Raw genomic sequence first — 18,185 nt, forward strand, 5'->3', positions numbered from 1 at the left:
GACCTCGTCGACCGTCGCGATGAGCGCGCGCCGCAGGTCGAGCGCGGCCTCCCGTCCGTGCCGGCGAGCGAGGGCCGGCATGCCGATGGGGAACAGCGCCGAGCACCAGCCGCCGTTGCGTCCGCTGGCGCCGAACCCCGCGATCTCGGCCTCGACGACCACGACGGACAGGTCCGGCTGCGCGCGCAGCAGGTACAGGGCCGTCCACAGCCCGCTCAGGCCCGCCCCGACGATGGCGACGTCCGCGTCGAGCGCCCCGCGGTGACCGGTGTTGCGGGGCCGCAGCAGGTCACCGTCGAGCGTGGCCACCTGGTCGAGCCACAGCGACACCTCGCGATACGTCACGCCGAAGATTCTTGCCTGTGACCGATGAGTTCCGGTGACGGCCCGGGTCGTACGTGGTGTCATATCGATCAGCACCGGCCAGCAGGAGGCCAGCATGACGTCCACACCCACCACCACCGGCATTCGCGGCATCTCGCTCGTCTGCGTCCCGACCGTCGAGCAGGACCGCGCCGTCGAGTTTTACGAGCGGCTCGGCTTCGAGAAGCGCGTCGACACCCCGTTCGGCGGCGAGTACCGCTGGATCGAGGTCTACCCGCCGAGCGGCGAGACCGGGATTGCGCTCGCGCCGCCGCCGCCCGGCTCGGGCGTCGAGCCCACGATCACCGGCATCACGATCACGACGGCCGACATCGACGCGACGCACGCCGAGTTCGTCGCCCGCGGCATCGACGTCGACGCGCAAGTGTCGCGCATGGGCGACCCGGTGCCGCCGTTGTTCTGGTTCCGTGACCCGAGCGGGCACACGCTGATGGTGGTCGAGCAGCCCTGACCGTCGACTTCACCGCCCTGGCGGAACGGCACCGGGCCGAGCTGCACGCGCACTGCTACCGCATGCTCGGCTCGGTGCACGACGCCGACGACGCCGTGCAGGACACCCTCGTCCGCGCCTGGCGTGGCGTCGACGGGCTCACCGACCCGGCGGCCGCGCGGGCGTGGCTGTACCGCATCGCCACGAACGTCTGCCTGACCGAGCTCACCCGCCGCAAGTCGCGCGTGCTGCCGCACGACTTCTCCCCCGCCGCCGAGCGAGGTACGCCGCCCGGCGCACCTGTCGCCGAGACGGTGTGGATCGAGCCCTACCCCGACGCGGACGTCGCGCCCGGCCGCGCCGGGCCGGAGGCGAGCTACGACCGGCTCGAGAGCGTCGAACTCGCGTTCGTGGCGGCGCTGCAGCATCTCGCACCGCAGCAGCGGGCCGCGCTCATCCTGCGCGAGGTGCTCGGCTTCAGCGCCCGCGAGACGGCCGAGCTGCTGGACACCACGGTCGCGTCCGTGAACAGTGCGGTGCAGCGGGCGCGGGCCGCCGTGGCGAAGCGGGTGCCCGACCGCAGCCAGCAGGCCACGCTGCGCGCGCTCGGCGACACGGCGCTGCAGGAGCTCATCGAGCGCTACGTCGACGCCTGGGAGCGCTGCGACGTCGACGCCTTCACCGCGCTGCTCGTCGAGGACGCGTCCTTCGCGATGCCGCCCCTGCGCACCTGGTACGCACCGCGTGACGTCATCGCCGAGTGGGCGCGCGAGTTCTCGCTCAACGGGGCGTGGCGGTGGCGCACCCGGTTGGTGCGCGCGAACGGCCAGCCGGCGCTGGCCTTCTACGCCTGGGACGATGCGGCGGCGGGCTACCTGCCGTTCGCGCTCAACGTCCTCACTTTGCGTGACGGGCTGGTCAGTGACGTCACCGCGTTCATCGTCCGCAGCACCGAGCCGGCCGACCCGGAGGCCTACGTCCGCTACCCCGAGCAAGCGATGGACGCGCGGCAGGGCGGCCTGTTCGCCCGCTTCGGCCTGCCCGACACGCTGCCCGCCGACGCATGACCGCACAAGCATGATCGCCGACCGATGGGGCGTCACGCCGGACGAGACGGTTCGGCGCTACCCGTGCGACGACCTCGTGCGGCAGCCCGTGCTGCAGGCGTGGCGCGGGGTGACCGTCGCGGCGCCGCCCGAGCGGGTGTGGCAGTGGGTGCGGCAGATCCGGCTCGCCCCGTACAGCTACGACCGGGTCGACAACCTCGGCCGCCAGTCGCCTCAACTGCTGTTGGACATCCCCGACCCTGTCCCCGGCGACCCGTTCACCGCCTCGGCCGGGCGCGCGGTCGGACGGGTGCTGTCGGTCGAACCGGGCGTGCACCTGACCGGCCGCATCGCCGGTGCGGTGATGTCCTACGTGCTGGTGCCGTCGGGCGGCGGCACACGGCTGTTGCTGAAGATCGTGATGGCGCGCGGTCGGCTGCTCGCACCGTTCGTGTCGGCCGGCGACCTGGTGATGGCCCGGCGCCAGTTGCTCAACCTGAAGGCGCTGGCCGAAGCATGACCGCGCCCTTCCTCATGCTGTCGATCCGTCCCGAGGACGCCGCGGCCGAGGACGAGTACGCCGCGATGCTGCGGTGCACCGGCCTCACCCCAGGCGGGATGCCGATGCTGCGGCTCGATCGCACCGACCTCGGCGACCTCGACGTCACGGCCTGGTCGGGCATCGTCCTCGGTGGCGGCCCGTGGAACGCCGGCGACCCCGAGCGCACCAAGACGCCCGAGCAGCGACGCGCCGAGACGGCCCTCTTCCGGCTGCTCGACGAGGTGCAGGCCCACGGTGTGCCGTTCCTCGGTTGCTGCTACGGCATCGGCGTCGTCGGCCGGTGGCTCGGCGCGACGGTCGACCACACCTTCGGCGAGCCGGTCGGCGCGGTGCCGGTGACACGCTCCGTCGCCGGTCGCACCGACGCCCTCTTCGCCGGCCTGCCCGACACCTTCGACGCGTTCGTCGGGCACAAGGAGGCGATCAACGGTGCCCTGCCCGGCGAGGCCGTGGTGCTCGCGTCGTCACCGATGTGCCCGGTGCAGGCGTTCCGGGTGGGCGCGCACATCCACGCCACGCAGTTCCACCCGGAACTCGACGTCGACGGGCTCTGCCGGCGCGTCGACGTCTACCGCCACCACGGGTACTTCCCGCCCGACCGGGCGGACGAGGTCAAGGCCGCTGCGCGGCGCAGCACGGTCGTGCACCCACCGACCGTGCTGCGCACCTTCGTCGAACTCGCGCAGCGGTCGGCGCTCAGCGCCTGATCGCGCCCTCGACCGCTTGGGCGAGCAGTGCCTGCCCGGCCACGCTCGGGTGCACCCCGCAGCCACCGCCGGTGAGCACGGTCAGCAGTCCGGCCGCGCAGGTGTCGCCGCCGTTCTGCGCCGCGGCCTGCTGGAACAGGGTGTACGCGTCGGCGACAGTGACGCCGAACGGCTTGGCCGCCGTGTTCATCGCCTGGTTCAACCCCTGGCTGCTGGCGTTCGCCGCGGCCGAGCGGTAGTCGAGCGAGTAGTAGTCGACGATGACGATCTGCCCGCGGTAGTGCGCCTGCTGCCGGATCGCCTCGAGCGTTGTCGTCACGTTCGCCGCGACCTTGGCCAGCACGCCGCCGATCTCGGACGCGCACTGGTCGGCCGTCGTCGCCTGGCACAGGAAGCCGTCGTTCGCGCCGATCATGAGCGTCACGAGCCGCGTGTCCCGGTGGTGCCGCAGGTAGTCGAGCGCGTACTGCAGCTGCGTGCCCGCGTAGGACACGTGCAGCGGGTAGTGCTCCTTGTAGCCGTTGAGGCCGGTCGGCGTCAGCCCGCAGGCGTAGCTCAGCGTGGTAGCGGAGTTGAGGCTGCCGGACGTCTCACCCGGGCACGACGCGTTCGCGACGCGCAGGTGCAGCGCCCTGCCGACCAGTTCGGGGTACCCGGTGAAGTTCGCGGCGTTCGTGTAGTCGGGCGTCGGCGGGTTGTTCGCCTCGCGGTAGCCGAACGCCACCGAGTCGCCGAGGGCGAGGTAGTCCGACGAACGATGCACCTTCTTCACGTGACCGCCGGGCGGCGCGGCGCTCGCCGGCGCGACGCCGAGACCGGCGACGCACGCGGCCGCAAGGACCGTTGCGCCGAGCCGGCGAGGACGAGTGAAGACGGACGAGAGCACGAGCCACCCCGTTTCCGGGCACCGCCCGCCGCGCCCCGCTGCCCGGTCGTCACGGTCCCCCCTTGCACCTAACGCTGCCGTGAGCGGTGCGGCAAGAGATCGTCACGATCCGTGGTGCCCTAGATTTTCAGCATGGTCAGCGCCGAGGCCCGCCCGATGCGTGGCGTCCCGGCGCGGATGTCGGCCTTCCTGGTGCTGGTGCTGGCAGCCGCCGTCGCGGCACCCGTCCTGATGCGGCACCTCGGCCCGAGCACCGGGCTGCCGACGGTCTGGCTGACCATCCTGGTGCTCGTCGCCGTCTCGGTGCTGAACGTCGAGATCGGACGCGCCCTCACCGGCGGTCTCGAACGCAGCCAGCAGCCGCACAAGGCGTTGTCGGCGTGGGCGTTCACCTCGGCGCTGCTGCTGTCGCCGCTCGCCCTGCTGCTCATCGTGCCGCTCACCTACGCCCACGCCTGGTGGCGTGGTCTGCGGGTGGTGCTCTGGAAGTGGATCGGGTCGGCGGCCTACCTGGTGCTCGCCGGGCTCGGCGCCGCTGCGGTGCGGCACGCGATCATGCACGGCCAGGGCAACCTGATGACCGGCGACGGCGGGCGCGGCTTCGTGACCCTGCTCGCGGCCGCGGCGACCTTCCTGGCCATCGAGACGCTGCTGTTCACCGGGTCGGCCACCCTCAATCGCGCCTCGGACGAGGTGTGGTTGCGCCGCACGCTGACCTCGGCGTCGTTCTACCTCACCGAGGCCGGGGTGCTGCTCGTCGGCGGCCTCCTGGCGGGCGTGTGGGGCGCCGGGCCGTGGTTCGTGCTGCTGCTCGCGCCGATCTACCTGCTGCTGCAGCGGGCCGCGCTGCACGAGCCGATGCGCGAGCGGGCCGCCGCGGCCGCGGCGCTCGCGGCGAAGAACGACGAGCTGGAACGGGCGAACCAGTTCAAGGTCGACCTGATGGGCATGCTCGGGCACGAGATCGGCAACCCGCTCACCTCGATCCGCGGCTTCGCCGAGCTCGGCGCGCAGGCGCTGGACGAGGGCGACGAGGCGATGGCCCGCGACGCCTTCCGGTATGTCGAGCGCAGCGCGCAGCAGGTGCAGCAGGTGCGCAGCGAGATCCTGGAGATGGTGCGCAGCGAACGGGGCGCCCTCACCGCGCACCCCGAGCCGTGCGAGCTGCTGCCGGTGCTCGAGCACGCCATCGCGTCGCAGCCGATCGGGTCGCGGCCGCTGCTCGACTGCCCGCCGGGGCTGACCGCGATCGTCCAGCCGTCACATCTCGACCAGATCGTCACCAACCTGCTCAGCAACGCCACCAAGTACGGCGGCGGGGCCACCTGCGTGCGGGCCCAGGCCGTCGCGGGCGGCGTCGAGGTGTCGGTCGAGGACGCCGGGCCCGGTGTGCCGCCACAGTTCCGACACCTGCTGTTCGAGCGGTTCAGCCGCGACGGCAGCACCTCCCGTCAGCAGCTCGGCACCGGCCTCGGGCTGTTCATCACCCGCGAGCTCGCCCGCGCGAACCACGCGAGCATCCGACACCGCGACAACGACCCGCACGGCGCGATCTTCACCCTCACGCTGCCTGCGGCCTGAGCGATCCCGCCACCGGACCTTGATGCCGTCAGCGACCCCTGCGTCGTCCGGCGGATCAAGATCCGGACCGTGATCAGCTCGCTTCGGCGCGCTGCTTGAGCCGGGCGAGCGTCGCGTCGATGTTGCGGCGGTTCGCGGCGATGCGGTCGCGGGTGCCGGTGGCGAGCCCGGCCGGCCCCTTGAACCAGCCGGGGCGACGGTCCCACATCGACTCGGTGACGCGGCAGCCGTCTCCCGTGGCGACGATGTCGTACTGCCAGCGCGCGATCGGGATGACGGTGTGGGTCACGTCGAAGGCGAAGCGGCCGGTGCGGGCGTCCGTGACCGTGCACTTCGTCGTCCAGCGGCGCCAGCCGTTGGTGTTGGTGCCCGCGAAGACGGCGCCCTCGGTGACGCTCGTGCCCTTCGTCAGGCGCATGCGCTTGGTCTCGTTGACGACCTCGGTGAACGAGTCGAGGTCGGTGAGCAGGCCCAGGATGCGCTCGGGCGTGGCCTTGATGTCGATCGATCCCGATGCGTCCGGCGCGGCGTTCGGCCCCGTCATGCGTGCTCCCGTCAGACCCGTTCGCGCTGGATCTCCAGTGCGATGTCGATGAGCTGGTCCTCCTGCCCGCCGACCAGCTTGCGCTGCCCGGCCCGCACGAGGATCTCGGCCCCGCTGACACCGTAACGGTCGGCCTGTCGGTAGGCGTGCTGGAGGAAGCTGGAGTAGACGCCGGCGTAGCCGATCATGAGCGCCATGCGGTCGAGGGTGCACTCGGTGGGCATGGCCGGACGCACGACGTCCTCGGCAGCGTCGACGATCTTGAAGAAGTCGATGCCGGTGTGCCAGCCGAGCTTGTCGCACACGCCGACGAACGCCTCGACCGGTGTGTTGCCCGCGCCGGCGCCGAAACGGCGGGCCGACCCGTCGATCTGCGTGGCGCCGGCGCGCGCGGCGAGCACCGAGTTGGCGACGGCGAGGTCGAGGTTCTCGTGGCCGTGGAAGCCGACCATGGCGTCGTCGCCGAGTTCCGCGACGAGGGCCGAGACGCGGTCGCTCACCTGCTCCATGACCAGCGCGCCGGCCGAGTCGACCACGTAGACGCACTGGCAGCCGGCGTCGGCCATGATGCGCGCCTGCTTCGCCAGCACCTCGGGCGGCTGCGAGTGCGACATCATCAGGAACCCGACCGTCTCGAGACCCAGCTCGCGTGCCAGCCCGAAGTGCTGGATCGAGATGTCGGCCTCGGTGCAGTGCGTGGCGATACGGCAGATGGACGCGCCGTTGTCCTGCGCGATCCGGATGTCGTCCTTCACCCCGACGCCGGGCAGCATCAGCACGGCGATCCTCGCCTGCGTCGCCGTCTCGGCCGCGAGCCTGATCAGCTCCTGCTCGGGTGTGCGCGAGAAGCCGTAGTTGAACGACGAGCCGCCGAGGCCGTCGCCGTGGCTCACCTCGATCACCGGCACGCCCGCGCCGTCGAGGGCCGCGACGATCGCGCGCACCTCGTCGGCGGTGAACTGGTGCCGCTTGTGGTGCGACCCGTCGCGCAGGCTGGTGTCGGTGATGCGCAGGTCGAGGGTGTCGCTGTACGTCCGTCGCAGGCCCTGGCTCATCGGAAGATCTCCTCCCCCACCTTCACGGCGGCCGCGGTCATGATGTCGAGATTGCCGGCGTACGGCGGCAGGAAGTCGCCGGCGCCCTCGACCTCGACGAAGATCGAGACGCGGGCCATGCCGTTCGTCATGGGTCCCGGGTCGTCGAACTGCGGCTCCTGCAGCAGCCGGTAGCCCGGCACGTACGACTGCACCCGCGCGACGATCTCGTGCACCGAGGCGGCGATCGCGTCGTGGTCGGCGTCGAGCGGGATGGCGCAGAAGATTGTGTCGCGCATGATCATCGGCGGGTCGGCCGGGTTGAGGACGATGATCGCCTTGCCGCGCCGGGCCCCGCCGATCGTCTCGACGCCGCGACTGGTGGTTCGGGTGAACTCGTCGATGTTGGCGCGGGTGCCGGGGCCGGCACTGACCGACGCGACGGTCGCGACGATCTCGGCGTACTCGACCGGCACGACCCGCGAGACGGCGTAGACCATGGGGATCGTCGCCTGCCCGCCGCACGTGATCATGTTGATGTTCGGTGCGTCGCGGTGCTCGGTGAGGTTGGCGGCCGGGATGACCGCCGGGCCGAGCGCCGCGGGGGTGAGGTCGACGGCACGGATGCCGAGTGCCTCATACCGCGGCGCGTTGGCGCGGTGCACGTAGGCGGAGGTGGCCTCGAAGACCACGTCGGGCAGTTCGTCCTGCGCGAGCAGCCAGTCGACACCGTCCGCCGTCGTCTCGAGGCCGGCGTTCGCGGCCCGTTTGAGCCCCTCGCTGGCCGGGTCGACCCCGACCATCCAACGCGGCTCGAGCACGCTCGAGCGCTGCAGCTTGTACAGCAGGTCGGTGCCGATGTTGCCCGACCCGACGATCGCTGCGGTCTTCACGATGCCCCTCCGAAGGTGAGCGAGACGGTGCCGAGGTCGGGGCCGAAGTCGGCGACGAAGGTGTCGCCGTTGCGGGCGTCGACGGCGCGGGTGATCGAGCCCGGCAGGATCACGTGCCCGGCCCGCAGGCGCACGCCGAAGGACGCGACCTTCCGAGCCAGCCACGCCACCGACGTGACCGGGTTGCCGAGCACGGCGTCCGAGGTGCCGCGTCCGACCTCGTCGTCGTTCTTCCGAAGGACGACCGGCACGGTCAGCAGGTCGACGTCGGCAGGCTTCACCCGCGCCGCGCCCAGGACGTAGCCGGCGGACGACGCGTTGTCGGCGATCGTGTCGACGAGGCGGATGTCCCAGTCGACGATGCGCGAGTCGATGAGCTCGAGCGCGGGCGCGACGGCCTCGGTCGCCTCGAGCACGTCGGCCTCGGTGCAGCCCTCGCCGGGCAGGTCGGCGCCGAGCACGAAGGCGACCTCGGGCTCGACCCGCGGGAGCAGGTAACGGCTCGCGTCGACCGACGCGTGCTCGGTGCAGTGCATGTCCGACAGCAGGTGGCCGTAGTCGGGCTCGTCGACGCCCATCATCTCCTGCATCGCCTTCGACGACAGGCCGACCTTGTGGCCGAGCACGGCGGCACCGGCCGCGACGCGCCGCTCGATGTTGAGCAGCTGGATGCGGTAGGAGTCGGTGACGTCCATGGCCGGCCACTGCTCGCGCAGCGGGCGCACGCCGACACGCGACCGCTCGGCCTCGCGCAGCACGGCAGCCGCCTGCTCCAGCTCACCGGACGAGAGCGCCAACCCGGCCTCCTCTAGAACGTGTTCTACCGATGTTCGGACGGATTCGATGCCCGCGCCGTCTTGCCAAGCACGGGCGAAACTATAACCTGTTCTACGTGCTGGCAGAAGAGTACGACGTGGTCGTCGTGGGCAGTGGAGCCGCCGGGATGACCGCCGCGCTCGCCGCCAAGAAGCGGGGGCTGGACGTCGTCGTCGTCGAGAAGGCGGCGCACTACGGCGGGTCGACCGCGCGGTCGGGCGGCGGGGTCTGGATCCCGAACAACGAGGTGCTGCAGCGCGACGGCGTGCGGGACACGCCCGAGGCGGCGCGCGAGTACCTGCACGCGATCATCGGCGATGTCGTCCCTGCCGAGCGCATCGACACCTACCTCGCGCGCGGGCCCGAGGCGCTGTCGTTCCTGCTCGCGAACACCCCGTTGTGCATGCAGTGGGTGCCCGACTACAGCGACTACTACCCCGAGGCCCCCGGCGGCCGGCTCGGTGGCCGCTCGATCGAGCCGACGCCGTTCGACACGAAGCGGCTCGGCCCGCTGCGCGACGAGCTCGAACCCGACTACAGCAAGGCGCCGCTCAACGTCGCGGTCACGCAGGCCGACTTCCGCTGGGCGACGCTGATGATGCGGCACCCGAAGGGCGTGCTGCGCGTGCTGCGCATCGGCCTGCGCTGGCTGTGGGCGATGCTCACCGGCAAGGCGCTCGCCGCGCGCGGGCAGGCGTTCGTCGCCGCCGTGCGCTGCGGCCTGCGCGACGCCGGGGTGCCGATCGAGCTGCACACCGAACTGCAGGATCTGTTGGTCACCGACGGCGCCGTCACCGGTGTCGTCGTGCGGCACGGCGGCGAGCGGCGCACAGTGCGCGCGAGGCACGGGGTCGTGCTCGCCAGCGGCGGGTTCGAGCACAACGAGACGATGCGCAAGCAGTACCAGCGCGAGCCGATCGGCACCGAGTGGACCGTCGGCGCCGCGGCGAACACCGGCGACGGCATCCGCGCCGGCCAGGGGCTCGGCGCCGCCGTCGCGATCATGGAGGACGCGGGGTGGGGGCCGTCGATCCCGCTGACCGGCGGCCCGTGGTTCTGCCTCGCCGAGCGCACCCTGCCCGGCGGCATCATGGTCGACGCCCGCGGCGAGCGGTTCATGAACGAGGCCGCGCCGTACGTCGAGGCGGTGCACCGCATGTACGGCGGCGAGCACGGCCAGGGCGACGGGCCTGGCGAGCACATCCCGTCCTGGATGATCTTCGACCAGCGCTACCGCAACCGGTACGTCTTCGCCGGCCTGCAGCCGCGGCAGAAGCTGCCCGGCCGCTGGTACAAGGCCGGCATCGTCACCAGGGCCGCGACGCTGCGCGAGCTGGCCGAGAAGATCGGTGTGCCGGCCGATGCGCTCGAGGCGACGGTCACCCGGTTCAACGGTTTCGCCCGCACCGGCGACGACCTCGACTTCCGCCGCGGTGCCAGCGGCTACGACCGCTACTACGGCGACCCGACCGTGCAACCGAACCCGTCGCTCGGGGTGATCGACCAGGGGCCGTTCTACGCGGTCACGATGGTGCCCGGTGATCTCGGGACGAAGGGCGGGCTCGTCACCGACACGGCTGCGCGGGTGCTGCGCACCGACGGCTCGGTCATCCCGGGTCTCTATGCCGCGGGCAACGCGAGCGCGCCGGTCATGGGGCACACCTACGCCGGGCCCGGCGCCACGATCGGCCCCGCGCTGACCTTCGGCTACCTCGCCGCCCTCGACATCGCCGAACGCGCCGCCGCTGCCGGCACGCCCGCCGCCCCGCCCGCTCAGGAGCTCGACCGTGCCCATTGACCCGTCCGTCGCGATCGGCGCCGAGCTGCCGCCGCACGAGTTCGAGTGGACGGCGTCCGACGTCCTGCTCTACCACCTGGCCCTCGGCGCGGGCGGTGATCCGCTCGACCCGCGCGAGCTGCGCTACGCCACCGAGGACGACCTGCAGGTGCTGCCCACCTTCGCCGTCGTCGCGCCGACGATCACCGTCTTCACGCCGCCCCGCGTGACCTACCCGGGTATCGAGATCGACCTGGCGAAGGTGCTGCACGGCTCGCAGCGCATCGACGTGCACGCGCCGCTGCCCACCGACGGGAAGGCCCGCGCCGTCACCCGCGTGCGCGACGTCTGGGACAAGGGGTCGTCGGCCGTCGTCGTCACCGAGACCGAGGTGCGCGACCTCGACGGCCACCCGCTCTGGACGAACACGTCGAGCATCTTCGCCCGCGGCGAGGGCGGTTTCGGCGGTGAGCGCGGCCCGTCCGGCCCGCCACCGCCACCCGACCGCGCTCCCGTCGCCGAACTCGTCACCCGCACCCTGCCGCAACAGGCGTTGTGGTACCGGCTCTGCGGCGACCGCAACCCGCTGCACTCGAGCCCTGCGTTCGCGGCGGCGGCGGGGTTCCCGCGGCCGATCCTGCACGGGCTGTGCACCTACGGGCTGGTGGCGAAGGCGGTCGTTGACGACCTGCTCGACGGCGATGCCGCCCGCCTCACGGGTTTCGAGGTGCGGTTCGCCGGCGTCGTGTTCCCGGGTGAGACGCTGCGCACGCGGGTCTGGCGCGAGGGCGAGCACTTCGTCCTCACGACGACGGTGGACGAGCGTGACGGCGCGCCCGCGCTGTCGGGGGCCGAGGTGGTGACGCGATGACGATCAGGCCGGTGCCCGCGGCGGACGTGACCTGGACCGACGAGGCGGATGTCGTGGTCGTCGGCTTCGGCGCGGCCGGCTCGTCCGCCGCCATCGACGCCCGCGCGGCCGGCGCCGACGTCCTGATCGTCGAGCGTGCCGGTGCGGCCGGCGGGGCGGCCGCGCTCAGCGACGGCTTCGTCTACCTCGGCGGCGGCACGCCCGAGCAGCAGGAGGCCGGCTTCACCGACACGGTCGAGAACATGCGGGCCTTCCTGCGCGCGGCGACCGGTCCCGCGCCCGATCTCGAGAAGGTCGACCTCTACTGCGACCGCAGCCTCGAGCACCGCGAGTGGCTGCTGGCCCACGGCGTCACCTTCCTCGGCACGCACTTCCCCGAGCGCAACGGCACCTCGCCGGTCGCGGGCGAGGGGCTGATGTACACCGGCGGCGAGAACGCCTGGCCCTACGACGAGCTCGCCACGCCGGCCCCGCGCGGGCACGTGGTGCAGGGCGGCAAGCAGGGCGGCAAGGCGCTGATGGACGCGCTGTCGTCGGCGGCCCTCGCCGCTGGGGCGCGCACCTCGTACGACACGCGCGTCGAGCGGCTGGTCGTCGACGGCGATCGTGTCGTCGGCGTCGTCGGCAGCCGGTTCGGCGAGCCGTTCGCCGCGAGGGCCCGGGGTGGCGTCGTGCTCGCCGCCGGCGGATTCATCTTCAACCCCGACATGGTCGAGCAGTACGCGCCGGCCGTGCACGCCACCGAGCTGCGGCTCGGCACCGAGGGCGACGACGGCACCGGCATCCGCATCGCGCAGGGCGTCGGCGCGCGCGTCAAGCGCATGGACGCGATCGAGTGCGCGCTGCCGTTCAACGCGCCGCGCTCGCTGGTGCAGGGCATCATCGTCAACCGCTTCGGCCAGCGCTTCGTCAACGAGGACACCTACATGGGCCGTGTCGGTCAGACCGCGCTCGTGCAGCAGGGCGGCCAGGCGTACCTCGTCGTCGACGAGGAGCACTACGCGCCGCACTGGCTCGGGTACACGGCCACCTGGGTGTGCGAGACGGCCGACGAGCTCGGCGCCGAGATCGGCCTGCCGGCCGGCGCCCTTGCCGCCACGATCGACTACTTCAACGAGCACGCCAAGAACGGCGAGGACCCGCAGTTCGGAAAGCGGCCGCCGATGCTGACGCCGCTCGTCGGCGCGCTCGCCGCGTTCGACCTGCGCGCCGACAAGTTCATCTACGCGCCGTTCACCCTGGGCGGCCTGCACACCCGCACCACCGGCGAGGTGCTCGACCTCGACGGCGAGCCGATCCCGGGTCTGTTCGCCGCCGGACGCACCACCAGCGGCGTGGCGGCGCAGGGCTACTGCAGCGGCCTCTCGCTCGGCGACTCGACCCTCTTCGGCCGCCTCGCCGGCCAAAGCGCCGCCAGACATGCCGCTTGTCCCCCGGGCCAGTCGGATCCGGGGCCGGAAAACGACTGGGACAGGGGACAAGCGGGATGAGCATCCTCGACCGGTTCCGAATCGACGGGCAGGTCGCGATCGTCACCGGCGCGGGGCGCGGCATCGGGGCCGGGTCTGCGGTCGCGCTCGCCGAGGCCGGCGCCGACGTCGTGATCTCCGCCCGCACGCACGAGCAGCTCGCCGAGACCGCCGCCGCCATCGAGGGTGTCGGACGCAAGGCGCACATCGTCGTCGCCGACCTCAACGACGAGGCGGCGATCCGCGGGCTCGCCGATGCCGCGATGGAGACCTTCGGCCGAATCGACGTGGTGGTGAACAATGTCGGCGGCACCATGCCGCGCGGCTACCTCGACACGTCGGTCGGCTTCCTCGAGCGTGCGTTCCACTTCAACGTTTCGACGGCGCACGCCCTCACCACCGCCGCGGTTCCACACATGTTGAGCACCGGCGGCGGATCGGTGGTGAACATCGCCAGTGTCATCGGTCGGGTCGCCGGGCGCGGCTACCTCGCCTACGGCACGGCGAAGGCGGCGCTGATCCACTACACGGAGCTCGCCGCGCACGACCTGGCACCCCGCGTCCGGATCAACGCGATCGGCGTCGGCTCGATCGCGACCTCGGCGCTCGACATCGTCATGGCCGACGACGGCATGCGCACCGCGCTCGAGCAGGCCACTCCCCTGCGCCGCGTCGGCGAGGTCGACGACATCGCCGCGGCGGTCGTCTACCTCGCCTCGCCCGCCGGCTCGTACCTCACCGGCAAGGTGCTCGAGGTCGACGGCGGCATCGACGCGCCGAACCTCACCATGCCGATCCCCGACCTGTAGAGAGGGAACCCAATGACGCTGAGCCCATCGAGGGTCGCATGACCCTGAGCCCATCGAGGGTCGCATGACCCTGCGCGTCGTCGAGTGGAGCACCGGCAACGCCGGGCGCGCCGCCATCGCGGGCATCGACGCCCGGCCCGAGCTCGAACTGGTCGGCGTCTACGTCAGCAACCCCGACAAGGTCGGCAAGGACGCCGGCGAGCTCGCCGGCCTCGGTCGCACGCTCGGCGTCACCGCGACCGACGACGTCGAGGCGCTGCTCGCCCTCAAGCCCGACTGCATCGTGCACACGGCCATGGCCGACAACCGCCTCACCGAGGCCCTCGACGACCTGCGCCGCATGCTCGAGGCGGGCATCAACGTGGTGTCGTCCGGACCGGTGTTCCTGCAGTACCCGTACGGTGTCGTGCCCGACGAGATGATCAAGCCGCTCGAGCAGGCCGCCGAGCAGGGCGGCGCCTCGCTCTGGGTGAACGGCATCGACCCGGGCTGGGCGAACGACTGGCTGCCGCTCGTGGTGACCTCGGCGTCCGAGCGCATCGACGAGGTGCGCTGCTTCGAGATCTGCGACTACTCGACGTACAACCAGCGCGACGTCGTCATGGACATCATGGGCTTCGGCAAGCCGCTCGACGAGACGCCGATGCTGCTGCTGCCGGGCGTGCTGACGATGGCGTGGGGTTCGGTCGTGCGGCAGCTGGCCGCTGCGCTCGACGTGTCGCTGGACGAGATCACCGAGACCGTGCAACGCGTGCCGGCGCCCGAGACCTTCGACATCGCGTGCGGACGCATCGAGCAGGGCACCGCCGCGGCGCTGCGCTTCGAGGTGCTCGGCATGCGCGGCGGGCACCCCGTGGTGGCGCTCGAGCACGTCACCCGGCTGCGTCCCGACCTCGCCCCCGACTGGCCGCAGCCCGCCGGCCAGTCGTGCTACCGCGTCAAGGTCACCGGCGAGCCGACCTACACCGTCGACCTGCAGTTCATGGGCGAGGACGGAGACCACAACACCGGCGGCCTCAAGGGCACGTCCATGCGGCTGGTGAACGCCGTCGAGGCCGTGGTGGCCGCCCGCCCGGGGCTGCTGACCGCGCTCGACCTGCCGCTCGTCACCGGACGCGGCCTGGTGCGCTGAGGCCTACCCTGGCGGTGTGGACGACCTCGCGAGCCGCCTGGCGACCGACCCGGCCGTCGGTCGTGCCGTCGTCTTCGACGTGCTCGCGCGCGGGCCGCGGATCAAGCCGTCGCGCTCGCTGCTGATCGACCCGTCCGACACGGTGTGGCGCCTCTGGCAGGCACGGGTCGTCGCGGCCGCCACGCTGCTCGCGTCGCCCGCCGTCGAGCCCGTCGTGGACGAACTGTTCGACGAGCTCGCCGTCTCGCCCGAGCTGGCCGCGGACGTCGCCGCCCTCGCCCGGCCGTGGCCCGGGCTGACACCCGAGCAGCACGAGCGCTTCGCCCGGCTGTCGGCGCCCGCATCAGGCTGACAGCAGCGGCCGCACCTCCTCGCCGAGGAACCGGACGAAGCCCAGCAGGTCGGGTTCGTCGGCGGTCGGCTCGATCGCGACGGACGTGACGCCGAGGCCGGCGAGGCGGTCGACCGCGGCGGCGATGGTCGCGGCGTCGCCGGCGACCCCGATCCCCCGGTCGGTCGGACGGTTCCACTCGGTGGTGAGCTCGTGCGCGAGCCGGTCGGCAGCGCCGGGCCCCGTGGCGGCGATGAGCTGCACCCAGACGGTGTGGGGGCGCCGGGTGACGTGCTGCTCGATCAGCGCGACGGCGTCCCGGATCTCGTCGTCGGTCATCGTGGTGCCGAGCAGCGTGCCGTCGCCGAGCCGCGCGGCGAGCGCGACCGTCTTCGGGCCGCCGCCGCCGATGAGCAGCGGCGGCAGGGTCGTGGGCGGCCAGTCGAGCGCGACGTCGTCGAGCCGGACGGCGCGTCCCTGCGTGGTGACCCGCTCGCCGGCGAGCAGCGCGCGCAGGTTGGTCGCGTACTCGTCGAGCAGGGTCAGCGGCGACGCCGGCCTCGCGCCGACCTGGTCCATCCAGCTCTGCACGCCGTGGCCGATGCCCGGCAGAAGCCGGCCGGGGAAGATCCGCGCGAGGGTCTGGATCTCCATCGCGGTGAGGGCCACCGAGCGCAGCGGCGCGGGCATGAGCCCGATGCCGACCCTGATGCGCTCGGTGACCGCGAGGGCGACAGCGGCCGACGCGATGCCGCTCTCCTTGAAGCAGTCCTCCCACACCCAGCACTCGTCGAGACCCGCGGCGTCGGCCGCCCGCGCCAGCGCCGGCAGCTGCTCCGGCGCGAGCGTCGGGACGAAGACGACCCCGAGCTGCACCGTCACGCGCGCTGCAGGGCGAGCACCGGGATGGTGCGGATGCCCTTGGTCTTCTCGAGGTAGTCGCCGAAGCCGGGCATGCGGCGCACCTGCTCGGCGAAGATGCGGTCGCGGTCGTCGCCGGTCAACTCGGTGACGGTGACCGGGAACCGCTCCGTGCCCCGCTCGATCTCGGTGCTGCCCGCGGCGACGAGGTTGTGGTACCAGTCGGGGTTGGTCGGCGCGCCGGCCTTCGAGGCGAAGATGTACACGCGTCCCGCATCGGTGTCATCGGGCAGGCAGACGAGCGGGGTCACGAACTCGCGGCCGCTCCTGCGGCCGCGGCTGTGCACCAGCACCATCGGCGCGCCCTCGAACTGGCCACCGACCTTGCCCTCGTTGGCGCGGAACTCGGCGATGATCTGGGCGTTCCAGTCGTTCGTACTTGTCATGTCACCAACCTAGGGTGGACGGATGGACGACGTCGAGCGCACCCCCGACGGGCGGTACATCGTCGTCGACGGACGGCGCTGGCGGGCAACCGACCCGGGCATCCCCGAGAACCTGCGGGCCGAGCTCGTCGCCGAGCTGATGGCTGCGCGGCGCGCGGTGCGGTCGGACGCCGAGACCGCCCGGCCGCGCGTGCAGGACGCGAAGGTCGCCCTCGGCGAGCGCGGCGAGCCGTGGTGGGAGCCCCCGTCGCCGGACGGCCTGCGCGACCGGCTCGCCGCGGCCATGCGCACGCTGCTGCGCCACCGAGCACCCGACCGCACCATCTGCCCGAGCGACGCGGCGCGGGTCGCCGGCGGCGAGCACTGGCGCACGCACATGGACGCCGCCCGCGAGGTCGCCCGCGCCCTGCACGACGCGGGCGTGCTCGAGGTGCGGCAGCGCGGCGAACGCGTCGACCCGCACACCGCCCGCGGTCCCCTCCGCATCGCCCGCGGACCCGCCTGGCCCGGATGATCCGTCCGTCGACGAGAGCACGCCGTCCTGCCGAGTCCGTGGCAGGCTGGGCAGCATGTGCCGCAACATCCGCCCGCTGAACAACTTCGAGCCGCCGGCCACGAGCGACGAGGTGCGCGCCGCCGCGCTGCAGTACGTGCGCAAGGTCAGTGGCACGACACGACCGTCGGCGGCGAACGAGGCGGCGTTCCAGCGGGCCGTGGACGAGATCGCGCACATCACCGCGCATCTGCTCGACGACCTGGTGACCACGGCGCCGCCGAAGGACCGCGAGACCGAGGCGGCGAAGGCGCGGGCCCGGGCGCAGCAGCGCTACGCCCGTACCTGAGCCCGCGCGCGGGCAGGCAGACGCACGCGTCCCTGCCCCACCCCGATGCCGACGATCACCAGCGCGGCGCCGACCGGCTCGTTCCACCGCACCCCCTCGTCGAGCACGATCGCCCCGAGCGCCACGCCCACGACCGGCGTCAGGTACGTGACCGTCGAGGCGTTGGTCGCGCCCCACGCGTTGATCACGTTGGTGTTCCACAGATAGGCGAGCCCGGTGCCGAACATGCCGAGCGCCAGCACGCTGCCGACGACCTTCCAGCTCAGGTGCACCGGTGCGGACGCGACCCAGGGGCTGATCACGAGCAGCATCGCCGCGGCCAACCCGACCTGCACCGTCGCCACGGTGACGGCGGGCAGCCCGTGGGGCGCGACGAAGCGCCGGAACCAGACGAACGCCGTGCCGTAGCAGGCGGTGGCGGCGAGCAGACCCAGCTGGGCGAGCGCATCACCGCCGCCCAGCCCCTGCCACGGTCCGAGCACGACGAGCACCCCGACGAAGCCGGTCAGCAGGCCGCCGAGTCGCGCCGGGGTCAACCGCTCGGCGGGCAGGGCGACGAGCGCCGCGAGGATCGTCATCAACGGCGTCGTCGCGTTGTAGATGCTCGCCAGCCCGCTCGAGACATGCCGCTCGGCCCAGGCGAAGAGCAGGAACGGCACGACGCACCAGAGCACCGCGATCACGCCGAGATGCACCCACACGGCACCGGCCGGCGGCAGCCGGCGACGCCCGGCGGCCGAGAGCAGCAGCAGCGTCACCGCGCC

Annotated in this window: 22 protein-coding genes; 13 read left to right on the top strand and 9 right to left on the bottom strand. The window is 72.5% G+C overall.

The features are described from left to right. Nucleotides 1-345 (bottom strand): FAD-dependent oxidoreductase (locus tag ACTHMS_RS18840; RefSeq protein WP_440308200.1); only part of this gene is annotated, 345 nt, incomplete at its 3' end. A 94-nt stretch (nucleotides 346-439) separates the two neighbouring features. Here ACTHMS_RS18840 and ACTHMS_RS18845 point away from each other — a divergent pair. Genes ACTHMS_RS18845 through ACTHMS_RS18860 form a run of 4 tightly spaced genes read left to right on the top strand, consistent with a single transcriptional unit; the run spans nucleotide 440 to nucleotide 3,129 of the window. Continuing rightward, a complete protein-coding gene (locus ACTHMS_RS18845) occupies nucleotides 440-835 on the top strand; it encodes a VOC family protein (RefSeq protein ID WP_440308201.1) in 396 nt (131 codons plus the stop codon). Further along, nucleotides 832-1,881: an RNA polymerase subunit sigma-70 gene (locus ACTHMS_RS18850; RefSeq protein ID WP_440308221.1), complete on the top strand. Its 1,050-nt coding sequence runs from the start codon at nucleotides 832-834 to the stop codon at nucleotides 1,879-1,881. The genes ACTHMS_RS18845 and ACTHMS_RS18850 overlap by 4 nt, the downstream gene beginning before the upstream one ends. 10 nt (nucleotides 1,882-1,891) lie before the next feature. After that, nucleotides 1,892-2,380: a polyketide cyclase gene (locus tag ACTHMS_RS18855; RefSeq protein ID WP_440308202.1), complete on the top strand. Its 489-nt coding sequence runs from the start codon at nucleotides 1,892-1,894 to the stop codon at nucleotides 2,378-2,380. Then, nucleotides 2,377-3,129, top strand: a complete 753-nt coding sequence (locus tag ACTHMS_RS18860; RefSeq protein ID WP_440308203.1) for a glutamine amidotransferase — start codon at nucleotides 2,377-2,379, stop codon at nucleotides 3,127-3,129. Before ACTHMS_RS18855 ends, ACTHMS_RS18860 begins: the two co-directional genes overlap by 4 nt. Here ACTHMS_RS18860 and ACTHMS_RS18865 read toward each other — a convergent pair. Continuing rightward, entirely contained in the window at nucleotides 3,119-4,015 is an 897-nt protein-coding gene (locus ACTHMS_RS18865) for an SGNH/GDSL hydrolase family protein (protein ID WP_440308204.1), read from the bottom strand. The two genes, ACTHMS_RS18860 and ACTHMS_RS18865, sit on opposite strands and share 11 nt — an antisense overlap. Before the next feature lie 132 nt (nucleotides 4,016-4,147). Here ACTHMS_RS18865 and ACTHMS_RS18870 point away from each other — a divergent pair, with 132 nt between their 5' ends. Further along, nucleotides 4,148-5,596, top strand: a complete 1,449-nt coding sequence (locus ACTHMS_RS18870; protein WP_440308205.1) for a sensor histidine kinase — start codon at nucleotides 4,148-4,150, stop codon at nucleotides 5,594-5,596. A 73-nt stretch (nucleotides 5,597-5,669) separates the two neighbouring features. Here ACTHMS_RS18870 and ACTHMS_RS18875 read toward each other — a convergent pair whose 3' ends face one another. Genes ACTHMS_RS18875 through ACTHMS_RS18890 form a run of 4 tightly spaced genes read right to left on the bottom strand, consistent with a single transcriptional unit; the run spans nucleotide 5,670 to nucleotide 8,864 of the window. Then, nucleotides 5,670-6,140: an SRPBCC family protein gene (locus ACTHMS_RS18875; RefSeq protein WP_440308206.1), complete on the bottom strand. Its 471-nt coding sequence runs from the start codon at nucleotides 6,138-6,140 to the stop codon at nucleotides 5,670-5,672. Between the two features lie 11 nt (nucleotides 6,141-6,151). Continuing rightward, entirely contained in the window at nucleotides 6,152-7,195 is a 1,044-nt protein-coding gene (gene dmpG / locus ACTHMS_RS18880; protein ID WP_440308207.1) for a 4-hydroxy-2-oxovalerate aldolase, read from the bottom strand. Continuing rightward, nucleotides 7,192-8,067 carry an acetaldehyde dehydrogenase (acetylating) gene (locus ACTHMS_RS18885; RefSeq protein WP_440308208.1) on the bottom strand — a complete coding sequence of 292 codons (876 nt, stop codon included), beginning with the start codon at nucleotides 8,065-8,067 and terminating at the stop codon, nucleotides 7,192-7,194. The genes dmpG and ACTHMS_RS18885 overlap by 4 nt, the downstream gene beginning before the upstream one ends. Further along, complete coding sequence (locus ACTHMS_RS18890) at nucleotides 8,064-8,864, bottom strand: 2-keto-4-pentenoate hydratase (protein WP_440308209.1); 801 nt, start codon at nucleotides 8,862-8,864, stop codon at nucleotides 8,064-8,066. The genes ACTHMS_RS18885 and ACTHMS_RS18890 overlap by 4 nt, the downstream gene beginning before the upstream one ends. Before the next feature lie 95 nt (nucleotides 8,865-8,959). On the opposite strand from ACTHMS_RS18890, the gene kstD reads away from it, so the two are divergent. From kstD to ACTHMS_RS18920, 6 genes are all read left to right on the top strand, one after another. Continuing rightward, complete coding sequence (gene kstD, locus ACTHMS_RS18895) at nucleotides 8,960-10,681, top strand: 3-oxosteroid 1-dehydrogenase (RefSeq protein ID WP_440308210.1); 1,722 nt, start codon at nucleotides 8,960-8,962, stop codon at nucleotides 10,679-10,681. Then, on the top strand, nucleotides 10,671-11,531 hold the full coding sequence (locus ACTHMS_RS18900) for a MaoC/PaaZ C-terminal domain-containing protein (protein WP_440308211.1): 861 nt from the start codon (nucleotides 10,671-10,673) through the stop codon (nucleotides 11,529-11,531). The genes kstD and ACTHMS_RS18900 overlap by 11 nt, the downstream gene beginning before the upstream one ends. Further along, nucleotides 11,528-13,021 (top strand): FAD-dependent oxidoreductase, encoded by a 1,494-nt coding sequence (locus ACTHMS_RS18905; RefSeq protein WP_440308212.1) that lies wholly within the window; start codon nucleotides 11,528-11,530, stop codon nucleotides 13,019-13,021. Before ACTHMS_RS18900 ends, ACTHMS_RS18905 begins: the two co-directional genes overlap by 4 nt. Next, complete coding sequence (locus ACTHMS_RS18910; RefSeq protein WP_440308213.1) at nucleotides 13,018-13,809, top strand: SDR family oxidoreductase; 792 nt, start codon at nucleotides 13,018-13,020, stop codon at nucleotides 13,807-13,809. The genes ACTHMS_RS18905 and ACTHMS_RS18910 overlap by 4 nt, the downstream gene beginning before the upstream one ends. A gap of 64 nt (nucleotides 13,810-13,873) precedes the next feature. Next, a complete protein-coding gene (locus ACTHMS_RS18915) occupies nucleotides 13,874-14,941 on the top strand; it encodes an NAD(P)H-dependent amine dehydrogenase family protein (RefSeq protein WP_440308214.1) in 1,068 nt (355 codons plus the stop codon). 16 nt (nucleotides 14,942-14,957) lie between these two features. Further along, entirely contained in the window at nucleotides 14,958-15,293 is a 336-nt protein-coding gene (locus ACTHMS_RS18920; protein WP_440308215.1) for a hypothetical protein, read from the top strand. Here the strand turns inward: ACTHMS_RS18920 and ACTHMS_RS18925 are convergent. Then, nucleotides 15,285-16,154, bottom strand: a complete 870-nt coding sequence (locus ACTHMS_RS18925; protein WP_440308216.1) for an LLM class flavin-dependent oxidoreductase — start codon at nucleotides 16,152-16,154, stop codon at nucleotides 15,285-15,287. The two genes, ACTHMS_RS18920 and ACTHMS_RS18925, sit on opposite strands and share 9 nt — an antisense overlap. Further along, the gene (locus ACTHMS_RS18930; RefSeq protein ID WP_440308217.1) at nucleotides 16,151-16,579 is read right to left on the bottom strand and encodes a nitroreductase/quinone reductase family protein; all 429 of its coding nucleotides are present in this window, start codon (nucleotides 16,577-16,579) and stop codon (nucleotides 16,151-16,153) included. The genes ACTHMS_RS18925 and ACTHMS_RS18930 overlap by 4 nt, the downstream gene beginning before the upstream one ends. A gap of 22 nt (nucleotides 16,580-16,601) precedes the next feature. On the opposite strand from ACTHMS_RS18930, the gene ACTHMS_RS18935 reads away from it, so the two are divergent. Together ACTHMS_RS18935 and ACTHMS_RS18940 are read left to right on the top strand one after the other, a co-directional pair. Beyond that, nucleotides 16,602-17,093: a DUF3253 domain-containing protein gene (locus ACTHMS_RS18935; protein WP_440308218.1), complete on the top strand. Its 492-nt coding sequence runs from the start codon at nucleotides 16,602-16,604 to the stop codon at nucleotides 17,091-17,093. A 55-nt stretch (nucleotides 17,094-17,148) separates the two neighbouring features. Continuing rightward, complete coding sequence (locus tag ACTHMS_RS18940) at nucleotides 17,149-17,421, top strand: DUF2277 domain-containing protein (RefSeq protein ID WP_440308219.1); 273 nt, start codon at nucleotides 17,149-17,151, stop codon at nucleotides 17,419-17,421. Here the strand turns inward: ACTHMS_RS18940 and ACTHMS_RS18945 are convergent. After that, a partial coding sequence (locus ACTHMS_RS18945; RefSeq protein WP_440308220.1) for a DMT family transporter occupies nucleotides 17,406-18,185 on the bottom strand: 780 nt, incomplete at its 5' end. The genes ACTHMS_RS18940 and ACTHMS_RS18945 overlap by 16 nt on opposite strands.

The organism is Jatrophihabitans sp. (assembly GCF_051960575.1).
Taxonomy (GTDB): Bacteria; Actinomycetota; Actinomycetes; order Mycobacteriales; family Jatrophihabitantaceae; genus JBQCEE01.

Excerpts from the sequence above, each read along its gene's own strand:
- ACTHMS_RS18845 (WP_440308201.1), top strand. The coding sequence starts at position 440 with ATGACGTCCACACCCACCACCACCGGCATTCGCGGCATCTCGCTCGTC.
- ACTHMS_RS18855 (WP_440308202.1), top strand. The coding sequence starts at position 1,892 with ATGATCGCCGACCGATGGGGCGTCACGCCGGACGAGACGGTTCGGCGC.
- ACTHMS_RS18860 (WP_440308203.1), top strand. The coding sequence starts at position 2,377 with ATGACCGCGCCCTTCCTCATGCTGTCGATCCGTCCCGAGGACGCCGCG.
- ACTHMS_RS18870 (WP_440308205.1), top strand. The coding sequence starts at position 4,148 with ATGGTCAGCGCCGAGGCCCGCCCGATGCGTGGCGTCCCGGCGCGGATG.
- ACTHMS_RS18875 (WP_440308206.1), bottom strand. The coding sequence starts at position 6,140 with ATGACGGGGCCGAACGCCGCGCCGGACGCATCGGGATCGATCGACATC.
- dmpG (WP_440308207.1), bottom strand. The coding sequence starts at position 7,195 with ATGAGCCAGGGCCTGCGACGGACGTACAGCGACACCCTCGACCTGCGC.
- ACTHMS_RS18905 (WP_440308212.1), top strand. The coding sequence starts at position 11,528 with ATGACGATCAGGCCGGTGCCCGCGGCGGACGTGACCTGGACCGACGAG.
- ACTHMS_RS18910 (WP_440308213.1), top strand. The coding sequence starts at position 13,018 with ATGAGCATCCTCGACCGGTTCCGAATCGACGGGCAGGTCGCGATCGTC.
- ACTHMS_RS18915 (WP_440308214.1), top strand. The coding sequence starts at position 13,874 with ATGACCCTGCGCGTCGTCGAGTGGAGCACCGGCAACGCCGGGCGCGCC.
- ACTHMS_RS18930 (WP_440308217.1), bottom strand. The coding sequence starts at position 16,579 with ATGACAAGTACGAACGACTGGAACGCCCAGATCATCGCCGAGTTCCGC.
- ACTHMS_RS18935 (WP_440308218.1), top strand. The coding sequence starts at position 16,602 with ATGGACGACGTCGAGCGCACCCCCGACGGGCGGTACATCGTCGTCGAC.
- ACTHMS_RS18940 (WP_440308219.1), top strand. The coding sequence starts at position 17,149 with ATGTGCCGCAACATCCGCCCGCTGAACAACTTCGAGCCGCCGGCCACG.